This window comes from Brachybacterium fresconis (genome assembly GCF_017876515.1).
Classification (GTDB): Bacteria; Actinomycetota; Actinomycetes; order Actinomycetales; family Dermabacteraceae; genus Brachybacterium; species Brachybacterium fresconis.
Genome location: NZ_JAGIOC010000001.1, coordinates 3,697,715 through 3,716,518 on the forward strand (window position 1 = coordinate 3,697,715; position 18,804 = coordinate 3,716,518).

Annotated in this window: 12 protein-coding genes; 2 read left to right on the forward strand and 10 right to left on the reverse strand. The window is 71.7% G+C overall.

The genetic code is table 11. The features are described 5' to 3' along the window. Positions 1–78: 78 nt before the first annotated feature. Positions 79–3,624: a beta-galactosidase gene (locus JOF44_RS16410; RefSeq protein ID WP_209893893.1), complete on the forward strand. Its 3,546-nt coding sequence runs from the start codon at positions 79–81 to the stop codon at positions 3,622–3,624. A 9-nt stretch (positions 3,625–3,633) separates the two neighbouring features. Here JOF44_RS16410 and JOF44_RS16415 read toward each other — a convergent pair whose 3' ends face one another. The 10 genes from JOF44_RS16415 to JOF44_RS16460 all read right to left on the reverse strand — a co-directional run bounded on the left by JOF44_RS16415 (position 3,634) and on the right by JOF44_RS16460 (position 18,415). Then, positions 3,634–4,302 (reverse strand): nucleoside/nucleotide kinase family protein, encoded by a 669-nt coding sequence (locus JOF44_RS16415; protein WP_209893896.1) that lies wholly within the window; start codon positions 4,300–4,302, stop codon positions 3,634–3,636. Further along, positions 4,286–7,543 (reverse strand): UvrD-helicase domain-containing protein, encoded by a 3,258-nt coding sequence (locus tag JOF44_RS16420; protein ID WP_209893899.1) that lies wholly within the window; start codon positions 7,541–7,543, stop codon positions 4,286–4,288. The genes JOF44_RS16415 and JOF44_RS16420 overlap by 17 nt, the downstream gene beginning before the upstream one ends. Continuing rightward, positions 7,540–10,239, reverse strand: a complete 2,700-nt coding sequence (locus JOF44_RS16425; protein ID WP_209893902.1) for a PD-(D/E)XK nuclease family protein — start codon at positions 10,237–10,239, stop codon at positions 7,540–7,542. The genes JOF44_RS16420 and JOF44_RS16425 overlap by 4 nt, the downstream gene beginning before the upstream one ends. Before the next feature lie 102 nt (positions 10,240–10,341). Further along, complete coding sequence (locus JOF44_RS16430) at positions 10,342–11,970, reverse strand: MFS transporter (protein WP_245348981.1); 1,629 nt, start codon at positions 11,968–11,970, stop codon at positions 10,342–10,344. Continuing rightward, entirely contained in the window at positions 11,963–12,979 is a 1,017-nt protein-coding gene (glsA, locus tag JOF44_RS16435) for a glutaminase A (RefSeq protein ID WP_209893904.1), read from the reverse strand. The genes JOF44_RS16430 and glsA overlap by 8 nt, the downstream gene beginning before the upstream one ends. Positions 12,980–13,033: 54 nt before the next feature. After that, entirely contained in the window at positions 13,034–14,128 is a 1,095-nt protein-coding gene (locus tag JOF44_RS16440; protein ID WP_245348982.1) for a DoxX family protein, read from the reverse strand. An 84-nt stretch (positions 14,129–14,212) separates the two neighbouring features. Beyond that, positions 14,213–15,685 carry an arylsulfatase gene (locus JOF44_RS16445; RefSeq protein ID WP_209893908.1) on the reverse strand — a complete coding sequence of 491 codons (1,473 nt, stop codon included), beginning with the start codon at positions 15,683–15,685 and terminating at the stop codon, positions 14,213–14,215. 70 nt (positions 15,686–15,755) lie between these two features. Beyond that, a complete protein-coding gene (locus JOF44_RS16450) occupies positions 15,756–16,871 on the reverse strand; it encodes an SPFH domain-containing protein (protein WP_209893911.1) in 1,116 nt (371 codons plus the stop codon). Positions 16,872–16,937: 66 nt separating this feature from the next. Continuing rightward, positions 16,938–17,426 carry a glutathione peroxidase gene (locus tag JOF44_RS16455; protein ID WP_209893914.1) on the reverse strand — a complete coding sequence of 163 codons (489 nt, stop codon included), beginning with the start codon at positions 17,424–17,426 and terminating at the stop codon, positions 16,938–16,940. 77 nt (positions 17,427–17,503) lie between these two features. Next, the gene (locus tag JOF44_RS16460) at positions 17,504–18,415 is read right to left on the reverse strand and encodes a PfkB family carbohydrate kinase (protein WP_209893917.1); all 912 of its coding nucleotides are present in this window, start codon (positions 18,413–18,415) and stop codon (positions 17,504–17,506) included. Positions 18,416–18,491: 76 nt separating this feature from the next. On the opposite strand from JOF44_RS16460, the gene JOF44_RS16465 reads away from it, so the two are divergent. Continuing rightward, entirely contained in the window at positions 18,492–18,770 is a 279-nt protein-coding gene (locus JOF44_RS16465) for a PIN domain-containing protein (RefSeq protein ID WP_209893920.1), read from the forward strand. Positions 18,771–18,804: the final 34 nt, after the last annotated feature.

Here is an 18,804-nt window from a genome sequence, read left to right on the forward strand (position 1 = left end):
GCGTGGTATGCCCTATGAAGCGGTTAAGCGATTTGCTACGGTCGGAGCCACGACCAACCGCTCGATGAGGAGCCCCGCATGCCGCAGACCGATCCGCGCCCGTCCACGCTGAGCCGTCAGAGCTTCCTGCGGCTGGGGGCCTGCACGGCCGGAACGGCTCTCGCCGCTCCGGCCGTGCTCTCCGCGACCCGCGCCGATGCACTCGGCCCGACCGTCCCGGACCACCGCGAGGCGACGGGCGACCTGCTGCGCGGCACCTCGTCCTTCCCCGGCAACGACGGCCGCGCGCACACCGTGACCTGGGACGAGCACTCCTTCCTGGTCGACGATCAGCGCCTGCTGATCTACTCCGGGGAGATCCACCCCTGGCGGGTGCCCGCCCCGGCCCAATGGCGCGACCTGCTGCAGATCGTGAAGGCCGCCGGGTTCACCGCCGTGTCCTTCTACTTCTTCTGGGGACTGCACCAGAGCACGTCCGGCGGCGAGTTCGACTTCCGCGGGATCCGGGACATCGACCTGCTGCTGACCATGGCGGCGGAGGAGGGGCTGTACGTCATCGCGCGACCCGGCCCCTACGTCAACGCCGAGATCTCGATGGGCGGCCTGCCCGCGTACATGACCAACCGGGAGGCGCCGCTGCGCTCGACCGACCCGGAGAACTTCGCCGACTCCTGCGCGTGGTTGAGCGCCGTGAACGAGATCATCGCGCGCCACCAGGTGACCGACGGCGGGGGCAGCGTGCTGATGTACCAGGTGGAGAACGAGCTGATCGCCGAGGACGCGGAGCGCTCGGCGTTCCTGCGCGGCCTGGCCGATCACGTGCGCTCCACCGGCATCACCGTCCCGTTGTTCCACAACGACTACAACCTCGGCGGGCGCTTCGCCGACGTCGAGGAGCACAACACCGACTTCTACGCCTACGACCACTACCCGCTGGGATTCGACGCCGGCGGCCCCCGCGCGCGGATCGGGGAGTCCGAGCAGGTCTACCGCGAGATCTCTCCCGACACCCCGCAGTTCATCACCGAGTCCCAGGGCGGGGCGTTCACCCCCTGGGGTGCATCGTTCTCCTCCCACCAGGCCTACGAGTTCACCGACCCCGCCTTCACCCGTCAATGGGGCGTGCGCAACCTCGCGGGCGGCGTCACCGCCTTCAACTACTACATGGTCTTCGGCGGCACGAACTGGGGCTACACCGGATCCCCGTCCTCGGGATTCACCAGCTACGACTACGGTGCTGCGATCACGGAGGACCGCGAGCTGACCGAGAAGCTCGCTGTCCAGAAGGAGCTCGGCTACCTCCAGCAGGCTCTGCCGCAGATCGCCTCGATGGCACCCGTCGCCCCGCAGGCGCTGCGCGAGAATTCCGGCGGCGCGATCCAGGCGTATCAGCGTCTGGGCACCGACGACGAGGGCTCGGCGACCGACGGCGGCCGTCCCCGGCTGCTCGCCTTCCGCCTCGCCGACTCCAACGACGAGACCGACACCCGCTTCGCGACCTCCCTCGTGCTCGGCGACGGCGAGGACGTCGGCGAGAAAGCGCCGACGGTCGATGACCGCGATGCCGCGATCACGTACGAGGGCGATTGGTCGCAGGTCGAGGATTCCACCGCCTCCGCGTCGACCCTGACCCGCACCGAGGCGGCCGGAGCCACGGCGAGCTGGACGTTCACCGGCACCGCGGTCGACATCATCACCTCCACCGGCACCGATCACGGGATGGCTCGGGTCCTTGTCGACGGGCAGGAGCACGGCACCTTCACCAGCCATGTCGAGACCGAGCAGAACAAGCCCTCCCAGGTCATCAGCTACCAGGTCACGAGGTTGTCCGAGGGGGAGCACACGGTCCTCGTCGAGGCCCTCGGCGAGCCCGCCCCCGGGGCGGAGGGCACGGTCGTCGCCCTGGACGCCTTCGACGTGCCGACCGGCGGAGAGGACGGGGACATCGAGATCCCCGAGGGCGTGACCGGCTGGGCCCGAGTCCCGCAGGACGAGTCGACCTTCCTGCACATCCACGGCCGGGACGCCCTGACGATCGTCGCCGACACGGTGATCGGCGACCACGGCCTGCTCTACTCCACCAGCGCCCTGTTCGGCCCGGCCCTGCCACGGCGCCAGGGCCACCTGCAGTACCTGATCGGCCGAGAGGGCGATCCGGGGGAACTCGTGCTGCGCTACGCGGTGGAGCCCGAGGTCTCCGTCCCCGAGAGCGTGAGCACCCACTGGGACGATGCGACCGGCCAGCTGCGGATCACCCTCGTCCACGGCGAGGAGCCGGTGTCGATCGAGATCACCGGCCGCCCCGTGACCTCCGCGGGCAAGGGCGGGACGAGCCGACTGGAGCTGCGGGCGATCGGCCGCGCCGCCGCCGGCACCACCTGGTTCCTCGGCGGCCGCCCGGTGCACCGCAGCACCACGACGCCCGGCAGCGCCGATGCGCACGTCGTCGTCGAAGGTGCGGAGCTGGCCCGCACGGTCGCCTTCGCCCGGGCGGACGCGGAGGTCGTCCTCGGCACCACCGACCCGGCCGACGTGCGCCTCGACGTCCCCGACGGGATCCGCCGCGTCATCGTGAACGGCGAGTCCCGCCCGGTCGATGACGGCATCGCCACCCACACGCTGCCGGCTCCCGCGGGCCCGACCATCCCGGACCTGACTTTCCGGGTCGCCGAGGAGGCCCCGGAGTCCGCGGCGGACTTCGACGATTCCGCATGGACGCTCGCCGACGCCACTGAAGGCTCCACCCGCTTCCAGGGCCCCGGCCGCGGGGGCGTCGTGCTGGACTCCAACCACTACGGCTTCTTCGAGGGCAGCGTCTGGTACCGCGCCGTCTTCACGGCCGATGGGGGTCGGGAGCTCGTGCTGCGCGGCAACGGCGGGACCGGGCAGCCGCCCCAGGGCCAGGAACCGGCGTTCCTGCAGGTCTGGGCCGACGGCACCTATCTCGCCGCGGCACCGGCGGTGGGAGAGGACCAGACCTTCACGCTGCCCGAGGACCTCGCCGTCGCGGGGAAGGAGCTCGTGCTCAGCGTGCTGGTGCACAACCTCGGCCAGAACCTCGACTGGAGCGACAACGGCCTGTCGAAGCAGAACCGGGGCCTGTTCGACGCCGTGCTGCCCGCCGCCGGGGAGATCACCTGGCGGGTGCAGGGCGCCGCGGACATCGACTCCCGACGCACCCTGTACAACACCGGCGGCCTGCACGGGGAGCGTCACGGCTGGCATCTGCCCGAGCACGACGACTCCACCTGGGACGAGGCCTCGACCCTCGTGGCCGACGCGCCCGGCGTGCGGTGGTATCGCGCCGCTTTCGAGCTCGCCGCGCCCGACGGCGTGGACGTCGGCTGGCGTCTCACGCTGCGCTCGTTCCGCTTCGAGGACGGTCGGCGCGATGCCTGCCAGGCCGTGCTGTACGTCAACGGCTGGAACACCGGGATCTACATCGGGGACATCGGCCCCCAGAGCGAGTTCACGATCCCCGCCGGGTTCCTCGACCACCACGGCGTGAACACCCTCGCCCTCTGGGTCGCGGCGAAGGAGGCGGGTACCGGGCCGGAGAGCATCGAGCTGGTCCCCGCCTTCGCCCGCACCGGATCGATCGGGACCGCGCCGCCGCTGCTCTGACCCCACGCCTCAGCCCAGCTGCACCACCGCGTCGGCCCGGGGGCGGGTGGCGGCGACCAGGCGGGCATTGGCCTCGTCCGGTCCCAGCGCCCACTCCCGGGCGGCCTCCGGCGACTTGCCGAAGTGTTCGTGGCGGGCGATGAGGCGCTGGTGGCGCAGCTCCTCGGGCATCTCGACGAACCAGCGGGCATCGAGCATCGCCGGCACCTGGGCGAAGGCGCCGTCGGCCAGCAGGTAGTTGCCCTCGGTGATCACCAGCGGCACCTCGCCGGTCACCTCGATCGCGCCGGCGAGGGGCTGTTCGAGGTCGCGCTCGAACATCGGGGCCCACACCGGCGGATCGGTCGCCCGAGCGGTGCGGAGCCGCTGCAGCAGGGCCACGTACCCGGCCGCGTCGAAGGTGTCCGGGGCACCCTTGCGGTCCCGGCGGACCAGCCGCTCCAGTGCCACGTCGGCCAGGTGGAATCCGTCCATCGGCACCACCACGCAGGAACCGGCCGGCAGTCGCCCAGCCAGCAGCTCGGTCAGCGTGGATTTGCCGGCCCCGGGCGCGCCGGCGATCCCGAGCAGGCGGCGCGACCCGGAGCGCAGCGCCGCATCGAGCAGCACCCGCGCCGCATCGACCGCCTCCTCGGCGCCGAGCAGCGGGACAGCGGCACTGTCAGCGGGCGTGCTCATGCAATGTCACCTCGAGCACCTCGCCGCGCAGCGGCAGGTGGATCAGGATCCGGTCCGGCTGCGACCCGGCGGCGGCCAGGGCGCGGGAGTAGGTGGACATCTGCCCCAGATACCTCTCCCGCACCGTCGTCACCGGGTCGTCGCCGGGATAGGACTTGTGGTCCACCAGGACCACCGAGCCGTCCGGCAGGCGCAGCAGGGTGTCGATCCACCCTTCCATGACCTGCGCGTCCTCGTTCCACCAGGTGATCGGCTGTTCGGTGAGCTGCTCGGCACCGGGGAACTCGGCGGCGAGGAAGGCATTCCAGGCCTCGCCCGCCTCCCGCAGCACCCCGGGGTCCACCGCGCGGGACACGGCCCACCGCTCGACCAGCCGCGAGGCGGCGGCCTCCTGCTGCGCGAGATCCAGATGCTCCAGGGGCAGCGCGAGATAGGCGTGCACGGCCTCGCCGACCCGCTCCCATCGCGGTCCGCCGTCCGGAACCAGGCGTCGGCCGATCGGCAGCGGCTCCCCGACGGTGCCGAGCGAGACCGCGGAGATCGCCGCCGAGGCCTGGAAACGAGCCGCGGCGCGCTCGGCATCCGCCCCCGTCGGCCGCACCGGGATGTCGGTCACCGCCAGCGGATCGGTCACGGCCGGAAGCCGCGTCGGCACCTCGTCCAGCAGATCGTCGACGTTGGTCCGGGTGACCCTCGCGGGCAGCGGCTCCGCCGTCCCGTCCACCCTGATCCCGTCCTGTGACCATGCCAGCAGCGACGAGGCGGGCTCCTCCTCGGCGGGGCCCTCGATCAGCGCGTCGAGCACTGTCCTCGGACCGGGGACGGCCAGCACGCCGGTGGCCGCCGCGCGGGTGAGCGCGACGTAGTACAGGCGCCCGGCCTCCTCGGCCTCACCGCGGGCACGCCGGGTGGCGAAGTCCGATCGGGCCAGGTGCTCGCCGATCTCCTCGGGCACCGGCATCTGCGGCCAGAACACGAGGCTGCGACCGGCCAGCGGCGCGGTGACGTCCACCCGCTCCGGAGAGCGCACCAGCACGCCCCAGGTCTTGTCGTAGTCCTTGGCCCTGGCGGTCAGGTAGGTGACCACGTGGTCCCACTCCAGGCCCTTCGCACCGTGGACGGTCCCCACCCACACGGCATCGGGAAGCCCGGACAGGTCCGGACCCTCCTCCCAGGCGTCCAGCTCCGCGCGCAGACCGGTCAGCGTGACCGGGGAGCCCTCGGCGCGCCGCCGCTGCGTGGTCTCGCGGGCGAGGGAGCGCAGCGCATCGAGCGAGCGCCGACGGGACCCCTGGTCGCTCCAACGCTTGATGCGCTGCGGCAGGTCCAGGGCGTCGATCAGGGCGCTGATCATCTCCTCGGGGGTGAAGGCGATGCAGGCCCGTCGCACCTCGCGCAGCCCTGCCAGCACGTCGTCCTCCCACCAGGCGGCGAACACCTGCGCGCGCGACGCGCGGTCCGGAGCCGCCATCAGCTGCGCGAACCAGGACTCGTGCGCGCCATGGTCCTCGAGCAGGGTCACCAGCTCCGTCAGCGCCAGGGTGTCGGTGCCGTCCAGGGACACGGCGAGCGCTGCCCGCACGATCTGCGCCTCCCGTGAGGCGAGCAGCGCGTGCGCCGCCCCGGCCGTCGGCACGCCGCGCGCCTGCAGAGCAGCGACGACCTGCTGGCGCTGGGTGTTCGTCCTCACCAGCACGGCGGTCCCGCCCGGCGTGAACGACCCCTCCTCGATCCGGGCGCGGATCTGCTCCGCGATCATCGCGGCGTGCTTCTCGGCCGAGACCACGCGTCGATCGTGCTTGGTCGCCTCCCACACCTCGAGCGCCCCGCCGGCGGCCTGCGCGGCGCGCTGCGGGGGGATCGACAGGGTGATCCGCTCCCTGTCCTGCCCGTGAGGGGCGAAGACCCGGGTGAAGATCGCGTTGGACAGCTCGACCAGGCGCTCGGCGGAGCGCCAGGAGTGGGAGAGGTTCTCGACGTCTCCCCGGCCGAAGACGGTGTCGCCGCGTTCGAGCGCGGCGATGATGTCCTGCATCAGCCGGGGATCCGCGTCGCGGAACCCGTAGATCGCCTGCTTCGGATCGCCCACCCAGATCTTGTCCTCGATCAGCCCGGAGAGCTCGAGGAACAGGGCCAGCTGCACCGGGGAGGTGTCCTGGAACTCGTCGACGGCGAGCAGGCGGAAGCGGGAGGCGACCGAGGCGCGCACCCGCGGGGAGTCCTGCAGCAGGCGCAGCGCCCGCACCTCCTGGTCGATGAAGTCGATCAGGCCCAGGTCCCGCTTGTAGGTCTCGTACGAGTCCAGCGAGTCGGCGGCGGTCTCCAGGATCAGGGCGAGGAGATCGCGCAGATCCTGCTGCCAGGTGATGGTGGAGGGCAGGTCCGCGGCGATCTCCTCCGACAGCGGTGCGAGGGCCTTCTTCGCCGCCGCGCCGAAGCCGCCCTTCGCGATCCGCATCCAGGTCGACCAGGGGGCGCGGTCGTGGTCGGCGAGGGTCCGTCGCAGCCGGCGCAGGCTCTCCAGATCATTCGCGGTCCTGTTCAGACTCGTCGATCTGATGGGCCCGCCCGGGATCGGTTCCCCATCGGCCGTCCGGGAGGCCTCCAGGTCGCCGGCGAGGTCCTCGAGGCGCTGATCCAGCAGGTGCAGCCAGCGGGGCCGCCGGTCCTCGAGCGGTTCCGGCAGCTCGGCGGTGCGTCGGTACTCCTCCCAGGACGCGGCGACCGACGCCCTGAGATCCTCGGCCCCGAGGAGATTGGTCCGCGCGGCATCGGCGACGTCCTTCACCCGGGCCCGCCAGGCCTGCTTGGGGCGGAAGCCGGTGTCGTTCTCGTCCCCGTCGTGCTCGGTGCGCGCGAGCAGATCCGCCCAGCGCACGCCGGCGGCCGCGGCGGAGTGGGCGATCGCGGCGCCGAACGCCGCCTTCTGGGGAGCCGCGTCGAGCACCTCGACCGTGGGGGAGATCCCGGCGTCCAGCGCGTAGTCGGTGACCAGTCGGCCGGCCACCGAGTTCACGGTCCCGATGACGGCGGAGTCGATGCCGCGCGCCTCGGTGACCTGCGATCGATCCAGCAGGGTGGAGCGGATCCGCCCGGTGAGCTCCTCGGCCGCCTTGACCGTGAAGGTGGTCGCGATGATCTGGGCGGGGTCGAGCCCCGCCTCGATCCGCTCGGCCAGCTTGCGGGTCAGGGTGTACGTCTTGCCGGATCCGGCGGACGCGTTGATCAGGGTGAACGTCATGACGCATCGCCTCTCATCCCGCACAGCAGGGCGAACTCGCAGAAGTCGCAGCGGGCGTCGACGACCAGAGCGCCCTCGGCGCGGGCCGTCGCGCGCGCCGACTCGTAGGTCTTCTTCGCGTCGCTGCGCGAGGTGCTCAGGTCCTGGCCGGCGTCGAGCAGGATCTGCCCGCTGCGCGCATCGACCCGCCCCTCGCCGATCGCGTCCAGCGCATCGGTCATCCCGCGTGTCCCGCGCGACCAGAGGTCGGCGATGTCCAGGGTGGGGCGGCCGTGCGGGTCCAGCGCCGGGTTCGCGGCGACGAACTCCCCCTGGGAGAGCAGGTAGTAGCCCACGTCGGCGTGGTCCTCGTGCAGCGACCAGGCGTAGGAGGCCAGCTGCAGCGCCTCGCCGGTGTCGAACAGGTCGGGGTACTTCTTCGCGGCGTAGGTCCATTTCAGGTCGATCACCGTGGGGTCGCCGGCGGCGTCCTCGGCGAGCACGTCGCGATAGCCCGTGAACGGCACGGTGACGTCGCCGCGTCGGAGGCGGAGGGTCAGCGGCTCCGCGAACTTCGACTCGACGGAGGTGATCACGAGCCCGGCGGCGCCGAGCCGGTCGAAGAACTCGACCAGGGAACGCACCGTCTGCTCGCGCATGGTGGCCAGCTCGACCTCGCGGCCGGGCAGCTGCAGCTCGGAGGCGAGGCGCGGCACCTGCGCCGTGATCTCCTCCCGGATCCGCTCCCCGGACGGGGGCCCGCTGCGGTCCTCCGACTCCGCGGTGTTCACCAGCTCCTCGACCACGGCGTGCACGAGGCTGCCGACCATCCGGTTGCCGGTGGGGACGGTCGCGACCGAGGCCGCCCGGATCTGGAGCCCGTTGCGGTACGTCCACTTCTGCCGGCAGCCCAGCAGGTCCTCGGTCTGGGAGTAGGACAGCGAGCGCGGCACCAGGTGCGGGGCGGGGTCGACCTGCCGGGTGAGGTCCTCGGGCGGCGGAGGGATCCTCGTCGGGGCAGGCCGCTGGAGCGGCCGACGGGATCCGGCGAGCTCGAAACGTCCGTCGATCAGCGTCTCGCCGGGGGAGAGGGTGAGCTGGGCGAGCACGTCGGCGACTCCTTCCCCGGGGGCCGCGCGTTCGGCGGCCAGGTGCGCCAGCAGGGCGTTCGGCGCGGTGGCCTTCTGCGCCCGACGGCGCGTGCGCACCACGATGATCCGCTCCGCGCCGCGCAGGCCGCGCAGTCCGGCGTCGGTGGTCAGAGCCGCGAGGCGGGCGGGCTCGAGAATGTCCGCGCCGAGCGCGGTGAGCGCCTCGATCTCGACGGAGTCCCAGACCACGCCGGTGTGGGCGTCCTCGCGGTCTGCGCCCCACCACAGCACGTCGCCGCCGCGGGGCCGCAGCTGGGCGGGGCGGCTGCAGGTGCGCCAGGCGGTCGTCGCCTCGGGCCGGGCGAAAGGTGAGGAGGCCCGTCCGCCCGAGGCCTCGACGATCTGCGACAGCTCGCGCGGGGCCAGGGCCCGGTCCGGGTCCATGGTCTCCAGCACGTCGAGGAGGACCTGCAGATGTGCTGAGGCCCGGGTCAGTCCGGGATCGCCCTGGCCGAGGGCGCGCAGCCGCGCCCCCAGCGGCTCGACGGCGGCGCGGAGCCGGGACGGGGTCAGCGCGGCGGGCGGGATCGGTGTGGTGACCAGGTCGGAGAGCGTCCGGGCGAACGCCAGGCCGCCGTCGGAGACCTTCTCGTCGACCTCGAGAGCGGCCAGGGCGCGCTGCCAGGCGGGACCGCCGACCCCGGGCTCGTCGGCGAGGGCGTCCAGCAGTCGGGTCCGCACCCGCGCCGGCACCAGGCCGACGTGGTCGCGCCCGTCCTCGGGCGCGTCCATCACCCGCAGGTCGAGGAAAGAGGCCAGCTGCTGCACGTCCACCGGGTCCACCGCGATCGACAGGAACAGCGGCAGGATCTGCAGGGCGGTGCGGTCGGCGGCCGCCTCCGCGACGCCGAGCGCCGGCAGCCCGCGACGGTGCAGCTCCTGATCGAGGATCACGGTGTCCGTGCCGGCGAGCACCTGCAGCGGTGCGCCCTCCCGACCGGCGAGGACACGGGCGGCGGTCTCGGCGGCGGTCCATTCGTCCTCCGCCTCGATCACCGTCAGCTCCGGCCGGCCGGTGGCGGCGGGGGCGAGCTGCTCGATCCGGACCCCCGCGTCCTCGAGCAGCGTCAGCAGGCGCGGCCACAGCCCGGGCAGATGGTCCGGGACCTCGTGGCATTGCAGCACCTCGATGCCGAGCGGCCAGGAGACGTCGTCGGCGAGCAGGTCGACGATCTCGCGCAGGTCGTCGGCCGCTCCCGGCGCCGGGGCCGCGACGGTGCGCTGCTCCTCGATCGCGCACAGGGCGTCGATCCGTTCCGGCAGCGCTCCGGCGCCGCGCAGCTGCGCCCCCGCCGCCACCGCGGCATCCCGCCAGCTCAGCAGCGTGGTCGCGGTGGACCACGGATCGGCCTCGAAGGAGTCCCGCGCCCACGGATGGTCCGCGACGGCGACGGCACGGGAGTACTGCGCGACCCGCACCGCCGGGTCCACCGACGGACGGGTCAGGGCGAGCCGCGTCTGCAGCAGCTGCACCAGCGCGCGCGGGCCCATCCGCACCCGCCCGGTCGCGCCGGCGCCGTCGGCCCAGGCGGTCCCGTCCAGCGACCAGCCGAACTCGATCTGCATTCCGGCTCCTCCCTCACCTGTCCCTCACCTGCATGCACGTCACGGACCACAGTAGGGGAGGGGGCCGACAGTTCGGGCACGGTCAGCGCGGCTCGGGTCGGCTCAGCTGTCGTCGGGGTCGGGGATCTCGCCCGGGACGTACTTCGGCAGGCGCGAGGCCGGCAGCGCCGCGACCGCGCTGATCCCGGCGAGGATCAGGAAGCCCGTCTTCAGGGTGCGCAGGCGCTGCTGTTCGTTCAGCTCCACGGCGGCCTCGACCTGCTCCTCCGTGGCGGTGGTGCGGCCGAGGACCTCGTCCAGCTCGTCGTTGCTGACGAAGTTCACCTGGTCGAGGTCCACCTGCGCGACCAGCTCGTCGGGCAGCTCCGGGTGCTCCACGACGGCGCGCCCGATGCCCGCCCCGAGCACCATCACCAGCACCGCGCCCATCACCGCGGTGCCGACGGCCGAGGCCAGGTTCTGGGTGGTGCCGCGGATCGAGCCGACATCGCCGGCGAGGTGCTTCGGGGCCGCCGTGACCAGCACGTTGAACACCAGGGTGACCAGGGATCCCTGTCCGATGCCGAACACGATCAGGCCGAGGATCGTCGGCAGCGTCTCCCAGTTGTTGGTCACCACGGCCGAGAGCCAGACCAGCGCCACCGTGGTCAGCGCGAAGGAGAACAGCGCGATCGTCCGGGGGGCGAAGCGGTTGTAGAACCGGATGATCAACGTCGCGGTGACGAACACCGTGAGGTTGAACGGCAGCATCGCCAGCGAGGTGTCCAGCGGGGTGCGGCCCTGGACCACCTGGATGTAGATCGGCACCGTGAAGTTCACGGCCGCCTCCATCGAGACGATGATGAACATCGCGTACACCGCCGAACGCTCCCGGCCGCTGCCCAGCACGCCGAGATCCACCAGGGGCACCTTCCCCTGGGCCGTCCGACGGCGCGTCCAGACGAAGAACAGCTGACCGAGCACGAGACCGAGAACCACCAGCACCGGTGCCGGAGAGAGGCCCAGCACCGAGAACGGGGCGCCGTCCTCCGCCTGCAGCAGCCCCCAGCCGTTGAGATTGTTGAACCCCAGGGTCAGGCAGACCACCGCCGCCCCGATCAGCACCGAGGCGACCAGGTCGATCCGGACCGAGGAGTCCCCCTTGTCGGAGCGCAGGCTGAAGCTGAGCACGAACACCGCGACCGCCAGCGCCAGGGTGATGAGGAAGATCGGACGCCAGCCGACGAAGGTGCCCAGGGTGCCGCCGATCAGGAAGGCGCTCATGCCGGAGAAGGCGCGGGCCGAGCCCAGGGAGCCGACCGCGGTGGCCTGCTGCGCCCCGCGGTAGTTCTCCGCGATGAGTGCGACGAGCGCGGGCACGATGATCGCCGCGGCCGCTCCTGCCAGCAGCTGGCCGACGATCACCCAGGTCACGGTGGGGGAGAGGATCATCGCCACCGACGAGGCGGCGAAGACGACCAGGACGCAGCGGAAGATGAGGGTCCAGCCGATGCGCTGGCCGAGCTTCGCGCCCGTCATCACCAGGGCGGCCACCGCAAGGCCGTAGACCACGATGGTGGAGCTGGCGACCGTCGGCGGCACCGAGAAGTCCTCGACCATCCCGCCCAGGGAGATGGGCAGCGCCGCGACGTTGAACGACATCAGCACCTGGGCCAGGAACAGGCCGATCATCGGTGTCCAGGAGGATCGAGCGGCCTGGTCGGGCCGGGTGGTCCGGGTGGGCTCATGCATGCTCTGCATCCTTTGCGGGGTGGGGACGGGAGGCGAAGAGGTTCAGCCCGAGCGCGCGGGAGAGGTGGGCGCAGGCCCGTTGGCCGCGCACGCTGTTCCCGGCCCGATCCAGGGGAGGGGAGAAGGCGCCGAGCGCCCCCTTGCCGGGAGCGATCGCGACGATGCCGCCGGAGACCCCGGACTTGGCGGGCAGGCCGATCTCGAACAGCCATTCCCCGGACAGCTCGTACATGCCGCAGGCGGCGAGGACCGACAGGGTGTCGCGGCAGACCTCGGGGGAGACGACCCGCTCCCCGGTCACGGGGTTGATGCCCCCGTCGGCGAGGGTGGCACCCATGACGGCGAGGTCATCGGCCGTCACCAGCAGCGAGCACTGGCGGGTGTAGAGGTCGACCATCTCCGCCGGATCGGCGTGCAGACGGTCGTAGGAGGTCAGCAGGTCCGCGATCCCCTGATTACGATGGTTCGAGGCGGACTCGGAATCGAGCACCCGAGTGTCGAGCTCGAGGGAGCGCCCGGCGAAGCGGCTGAGCCCCTCGTGCAGCGTCCACCACTTCTCCTCGGCGGTGGCGCCCGGCACCAGCGCCGTGGTGGCGATGGCGCCGGCGTTGACCATCGGGTTCATGGGGTTGCCGTCGTTCAGCTCGAGCGCGATGACGGAGTTGAACGGCAGCCCGGTGTTGTTCACCCCGACCACCCGATGGACCTCCTGGTGCCCGATCGCCTCGCACACCAGCGCGAGGACGAAGGCCTTGGAGATCGACTGGATCGTGAAGAGGGCGGCGGTGTCCCCGACCCGGTGCCCGGTGCCGTCGACCTCGGTCAGGGACAGGCCGAACAGAGCGGGGTCGGCTTCGGCCAGGGCGGGGATGTAATCGGCGACCTCACCCGTGGTGACCTCGGCGCATCGTGCGTACGCCTCGTGGAGCAGTCGGGCGATCTGCGACTCGGAGGGAAGAGAGCCGGTCAGTGCTTCCTGGGGGACGTCCTGGACATCGGTTTCGAACACTCCGGAACGTTACATCGAGCCCGTCGGACCCGCCAGTGCCGTAGGTCCCACGGTTCACCGGTTGAAGGGATCATCCGGGCGGATCTGCCAGCTGAAGCCGCGCTCGTACAGCATCGATCCGGATTCGTCGGGGGCGAGCACCAGGTCCTGGCCCTCCCCGGTCACGTGCAGCGTCCCGTCCTCCCGCTCGACGAGGTCGAGGGTGAGCGAGCGCGTCTCCTGCTGGAGGTACTCCTGGATGTCCTGGCCCTCCTCACGCAGCGGGTGCAGTTCGAGCCGGACGGTGCCCTCCCCGGTGCGCTGGTAGGTCCCCGTCACCAGCTCGCCGTCCGCTCGGCGCAGCTGCACGGGGGAGGTGCCGCCGGAGACCGTGTCGCCGAAGGCGATCGCGCTCCACCGGGTGTCCTCGGCGAGCTGCGCGGCCGGGTCCGCGGTGTCCTCCTGCACGGCCCACACGCCGGCCGGGACCGACTCGTCGGTGCTGCGCGGGGGATACATCTGGGCGACGGCCCACAGGGTCACCGCCGCCACGACGACGGCGAGGAGGGGGCCGAGGATGGTCATCACCCGGTCGGCCGGGCGCCAGGGGATCAGGGTGGGGACCGGGCCGCGGCGGATCTCGCCGCGGCCGAGGAACGCCCGGGCCAGCCGCGGCATCCAGGGGATCAGCACGATCAGCGCGAGGATCAGGTAGATCAGCGACGGGGTCTTGACCATCACGTCGTAGCCGATGTTCAGCACCAGCACCAACGACATGGAGGCAGCGCCGATCGCCGCGCCGAGCGGCACCGTGCGCCGCCACAGCAGCGCCAGGCCCGCCCCGAACTCCGCCAGACCCCCGAGGAACTGGAACAGCGGGGAGAAGGCGACCATCCGCCACAGCAGTCCCATCGGGCTCATCTCGCCCTGGGTGATCAGCGCGTCGCCGGGACCGGAGAGCCCGAACTGACCCAGCACCAGCTTCGCCCCGCCGTAATACATCAGCACCAGCGCCAGCACCAGGCGCACGCCCCCATGCGCCCACCAGGCGAGCGTCACCGCGGCGAGCCGGCCGATCCGCTTCTCGACGGCGTAGGAGTCCGTTTCAGGGGCCTCAGGAGCATCGGTGGCGGGGCTGTCGGTGGCGGGAGGGGCCTCGGAACCAGTCATGCCTCCACTCCAGCGCACGAGGACGACCGGCACATCCGCCCTCCAGCGCCGGCGATCTCCGACTTTCGTCAGAGCGGCCGTTCCTCAGAGCATCGCGTGCTCGCGCACCCAGGCCGCTTCGGAGACCAGGGGACGACCCGGCACCAACTCCTCGCCGTCGACGAACCCTTCCTCGCGGTCGCGCAGCGCATCCACCAGCAGCGCGCGGTGGCGGGCGAGCTCGGCCTCGTGGGCCGGGTCGCCGGCGAGGTCGTGCAGCTCCTGCGGATCGTCCTCGAGGTCGAACAGCTGCTCGTGGCCGTCCCCGGAGAACCACAGGTACTTGTGCCGCTGCGAGCGGATCCATTGCATCGAGTGGCGGCCCAGCGAGCTGATCAGGTGCTCGCCGTGGAGGTGCTCGCGCCCCGCCGCGCCGGCGGTGGCCGGACGCAGGCTCTGTCCGTCCACGCCGTCCGGCACCTCGACGCCGGCCAGGTCCAGCAGCGTCGGCATCACGTCGCGCAGCTCGGTGATCGTCCCCACCTCGCCGGGGGCGCCCCAGCCCTCGCGCAGCCGCGGCGGCACGTGCAGCACCAGGGGGATGCGGGCGGATCCCTCGTAGCCCACCGACTTCCGGTACATGTCGTGGTCGCCCATCATGTCGCCGTGGTCGGAGACGAACACGATCACCGTGTCCTGGGTCAGATCGTGGTCCGACAGCGTCTCGCGCAGCCGGTTCAGCTGCAGGTCGATGAACTCGATCGAGCCGTAGTACCCGGCCCGCACCTGCTGGTGCGTCGACTCCTTCTGCGCCCCGAACTCGGCCTCGGAGCCGTGGTCGCGGCGGTGCTCGTCGAAGCGGGAGACCCAGTCCCCGAGCGGCCTGGGCGGGATCTCGCGGCCGCGGTACTTCTTCCACAGCCAGGCCGGCGGGTCGAAGGGTGCGTGCGGGCGGTGGAAGGACATGTACAGGAAGAACGGGCGGGAGGGGTCGCGGCGCTCGAGGAAGCGGAAGGACTCATCGGCCACCCACCGCGTGGGGTGCAGCCGCTCCTCGCGCTCCCAGGGCCGCGCGGTCATCGCGTTGCAGCCGATCCCGGTCTCTTGGTAGTCGGCCCGCGGGTCCCCGGTCTCCCGCCGCAGGAACTCGACGTAGTCGTCGATCGCGGCCGACGGGCCCCGGCTCAGCCGCCGGGAGGTGTGCAGGAAGCCGTCGTGCAGCAGCACCTCGTCGAAGCCGCAGCGGGCCCGGTCGGGGAAGACGTGCATCTTGCCGACGCCGTAGGTCTGGTAGCCGGCCGCTCCGAGCGTGGACTGGAGCGTGACGGGGTAGGCGTCGGGGAAGGAGATGCCCTCCCGGTACCCGTAGCGCCCGTGCCTCTCCTGCGACATCCCGGTGAACAGGGCCACCCGGGCGGGCACGCAGGTGGGGGTCGCCGTGTAGGCGCGGGTGAAGCGGTAGCCGCCGCGCGCGAGGTCGTCGAGGTTCGGGGTGTCGATGTGCTCGTTGCCGGCGACGCCCATGGCGTCGGCCCGCATCTCGTCGACGCAGACCAGGATGATGTTCGGTCGGCTCATGTCGGGCCCTTCGATCGCGATGTGCGAAGGCCCGGGACGCACGCGGCGGCCCGGGCCTTCGAGGGGAGGATCAGCCCTGGTTGCCGGATCCCGGATGCGCCCACGGCGGGGTGTTGTCCGCCGACCGCTGGGCCTCCCGCTGCGCGTCGCGGCTGCGATGCTCGGCCTCGGCGCGCTTGCGCTCCGCACGCTCCTGCTCCTGCTCGCGCAGCTGCTCGGCGGAGATGCGGGCTTCGTCGGCCTCGCCGTCCTTGTCCGCCTCGTGCGCGGCCTGCGCCTGCAGCATGGCGGTGCGGATCTCCTCGCCCATGCTGGAGACGGAGCCGGGGTTCGAGGGCAGGTACAGCACGTTGGACCGGCCGTTGCGGGCCACGTCCTGCATGGTGTCGAAGTACTGCGTCATCAGCAGCAGCTGCTCGGCGGTGTTCTCGATGCCGACCTTGCGCAGCATCTCGTACTGCTCCGCGATGCCCAGGGCGATCGCCTTGCGCTGCGCGGCGACGCCCTCACCCTGGAGGCGCTTGGACTCGGCCTCCGCCTCGGCCTGGGTGACGCGCTTGATCTTGTCGGCCTCGGCCAGGGACTGCGCCGCGACGCGGTCGCGCTGGGCGGCGTTGATGGAGTTCATCGAATCGCGCACCCGCGAGTCCGGGGAGATGTCCTGGACCAGGGTGTTGATGATGCTGAAGCCGAAGTCCGCCATCCGGGTGGAGAGCGTCTGCTCGACGCTGTAGGCGATGTCGTCCTTGGACTCGAAGGCCTGATCGAGCTCGAGGCCGGACAGGGCCGAGCGCACGGTGTCGAACACGTAGGAGCGGATCTGCGCCTCAGGGTTCGACAGCTTGTAGTACGCGTCGACGACCATCTCCTCCTTGATCACGTACTGCACCGCCACCGGGACGGTCACGAACACGTTGTCCTTCGTCTTGGACTCGATGTTGACCTCGAGCTGCTGGACGCGCAATGAGATCGGCCGGGTGGTGTTGTCGATGAACGGTGCCTTGAAGTTCAGGCCGGCCTGCGCGACGCGGCGGAACTTGCCGAACCTCTCGACGATCACCGCCTCGCGGGAGTGGACCGTGAACATCAGCGATGTGCGCAGACCGCCGAACAGCAGTGCTCCCAGGACGATCAGCACGACGATGACGACGACGGCGATGATCAGGAAGATGACGACGCCTTCCATGAGGACCCCTTTCAGATGGTCAGGTCTTGTGAGCCACGCTACCAAGCCCGGCGGTGGATCCGTGGATCAGCGCAGGCCCAGCTCCGACTCGATCCGGCCGGCGATCCGGGCCGGAGGCACCGGCGGGGCCCACCGGCGCAGCACCCGGCCGTCGGGCGCGATGAGGAACTTGGTGAAGTTCCACGCGATGCGCCCGCCCATCACCCCGGCCTTCTGCTCGCGCAGCCACCGCCACAGCGGGAGAGCGTCCTCGCCGTTGACGTCGCTCTTGGCGAACAGCGGGAAGGTGATGTCGTAGGTGGCGGCGCAGGCGTCGCGGGTCTCCTGGTCGCTGCCGGGATCCTGATGGAACTGGTCCGAGGGGAAGCCCAGCACCGTGAATCGCTGCCCGCCGAAGCGGTCCTGGAGGGCCTGCAGCCCGCGGAACTGCGGCGTGAACGCGCACTGGGTCGCGGTGTTGACGACCAGCACGAGCTGCCCGCGGTAGGCGCTCAGCTCCTGGCGCTCCCCGTCGATGGTCGTGGCGTGGAAGTCGTGGAAGGTGGTGGCGTCCATGCTCTGCGTCCTCTCGCCGACCCTGTCAGCGTAGGAGGGCCGGCTGAAGGCTGACTGGTCGCCGCCTCCATGCCTGCTCACGCCAGGAAGGCATCCACCTCGGCGCGGGTGGGTGCGCTCTCGGGGCCCTTGCGCGTCACGGCGATCGCGGCGGCGGCGTTGGCCCGCGTGGCCGCCGACTCCCAGTCCGCGCCGAGCGCCCGCTCGGCCAGCAGCACGCCGGTGTGGGTGTCGCCGGCGCCGTTGGTGTCCACGGCCCGCTGCGGGAAGGCGGGGATCTCGGTGCCGCGGCCGTGGTGGAACACGATGCAGCCGCGCTCCCCGTCGCGCACGATGACCGCGGCGTGGCTGCCGATGCGGCGCCGCAGCGCCTCCGGAGTGTCCTCGGGGGCGTCCAGCCCGGTCAGGGCGCGCGCCTCGTCGGCGTTCGAGGTCCACACGGTGGTGCGCTCGAGCACCCGGTCCTGCACCTCGCGGTCGAAGGAGGCGAAGGGCTCACCGGGGTCGAGCACCACCTCGACGCCGTCGGGCAGGGTCTCCAGGAACTCCAGCAGCGGCTCGCGGGTGGGGTCGAACAGGCTGTAGCCGGAGACGCACAGAAGGTCGCCCGGTTCCGGGGCGAGAGTCGCGAGGGAAGCGGCGGTGATCTCGCGCTCGGCGCCGTAGATCGTCACGAAGCTGCGCTGCGCGGACGGCTCGACGAACACGAGGCAGGACCCGGTGTCGGAGTCCGGACGCGGCGCAGCGGAGACGGCGACCCCGTCGGCCGCGAGCACCGAGCGCACCAGGTCTCCGTTCGGGCCGGTGCCGTGCGCGCCGCCGTGGACGGCGCGGGCCCCGGTGCGGGCGGCGGCGACCAGGATCGTGGCCGCCCCGCCGGCGTAGCGGGTCTCGCTGGTGGCATTGGTGTTCCCTCCCGGAGGCGGCAGGGCGGGCACCTCGACCACGACGTCGACGAGCGCCTGGGCGGTGTGGAGCACGCGGGACATGGCTCAGAGTCTAGGCGTCGAGATGGGAGCATCATGATGCATTGACCGGTGCATCATGATGCACCTACCACGAGGAATGAGTATTCGAACGACGGTCACGCTGGGGGACGACGTGCACGCGGAGATGGAACGGCTCCGGCGGGACGAGGACCTGCGCCCCAGCGAGGCGCTCGATCTCCTCGCCCGGCGGGGGATGACGCAGCCCCGTCCGCATCGGGTCGATATCACCGGGAACCTGGTCCCGGATGCGCAGATCGCAGCTCAGGCGATCGAGCTGGGCGTCGCCGTCGCCTCTGTCGACTCGGATTTCGCCCGCTTCCCCGAGATCCGCTGGGTCAATCCGCTGCACCCGTGAGCGGGGGCGTCGGGAGTGGACTTCAGGGCCCTCC

Coding starts and splice junctions, on each gene's coding strand:
- JOF44_RS16430 (WP_245348981.1), bottom strand. CDS start 11,970: ATGCATGAGCCCACCCGGACCACCCGGCCCGACCAGGCCGCTCGATCC.
- JOF44_RS16460 (WP_209893917.1), bottom strand. CDS start 18,415: ATGTCCCGCGTGCTCCACACCGCCCAGGCGCTCGTCGACGTCGTGGTC.
- JOF44_RS16455 (WP_209893914.1), bottom strand. CDS start 17,426: ATGGACGCCACCACCTTCCACGACTTCCACGCCACGACCATCGACGGG.
- JOF44_RS16450 (WP_209893911.1), bottom strand. CDS start 16,871: ATGGAAGGCGTCGTCATCTTCCTGATCATCGCCGTCGTCGTCATCGTC.
- JOF44_RS16410 (WP_209893893.1), top strand. CDS start 79: ATGCCGCAGACCGATCCGCGCCCGTCCACGCTGAGCCGTCAGAGCTTC.
- JOF44_RS16440 (WP_245348982.1), bottom strand. CDS start 14,128: ATGACTGGTTCCGAGGCCCCTCCCGCCACCGACAGCCCCGCCACCGAT.
- JOF44_RS16445 (WP_209893908.1), bottom strand. CDS start 15,685: ATGAGCCGACCGAACATCATCCTGGTCTGCGTCGACGAGATGCGGGCC.
- JOF44_RS16415 (WP_209893896.1), bottom strand. CDS start 4,302: ATGAGCACGCCCGCTGACAGTGCCGCTGTCCCGCTGCTCGGCGCCGAG.
- JOF44_RS16465 (WP_209893920.1), top strand. CDS start 18,492: ATGAGTATTCGAACGACGGTCACGCTGGGGGACGACGTGCACGCGGAG.
- JOF44_RS16420 (WP_209893899.1), bottom strand. CDS start 7,543: ATGACGTTCACCCTGATCAACGCGTCCGCCGGATCCGGCAAGACGTAC.
- JOF44_RS16425 (WP_209893902.1), bottom strand. CDS start 10,239: ATGCAGATCGAGTTCGGCTGGTCGCTGGACGGGACCGCCTGGGCCGAC.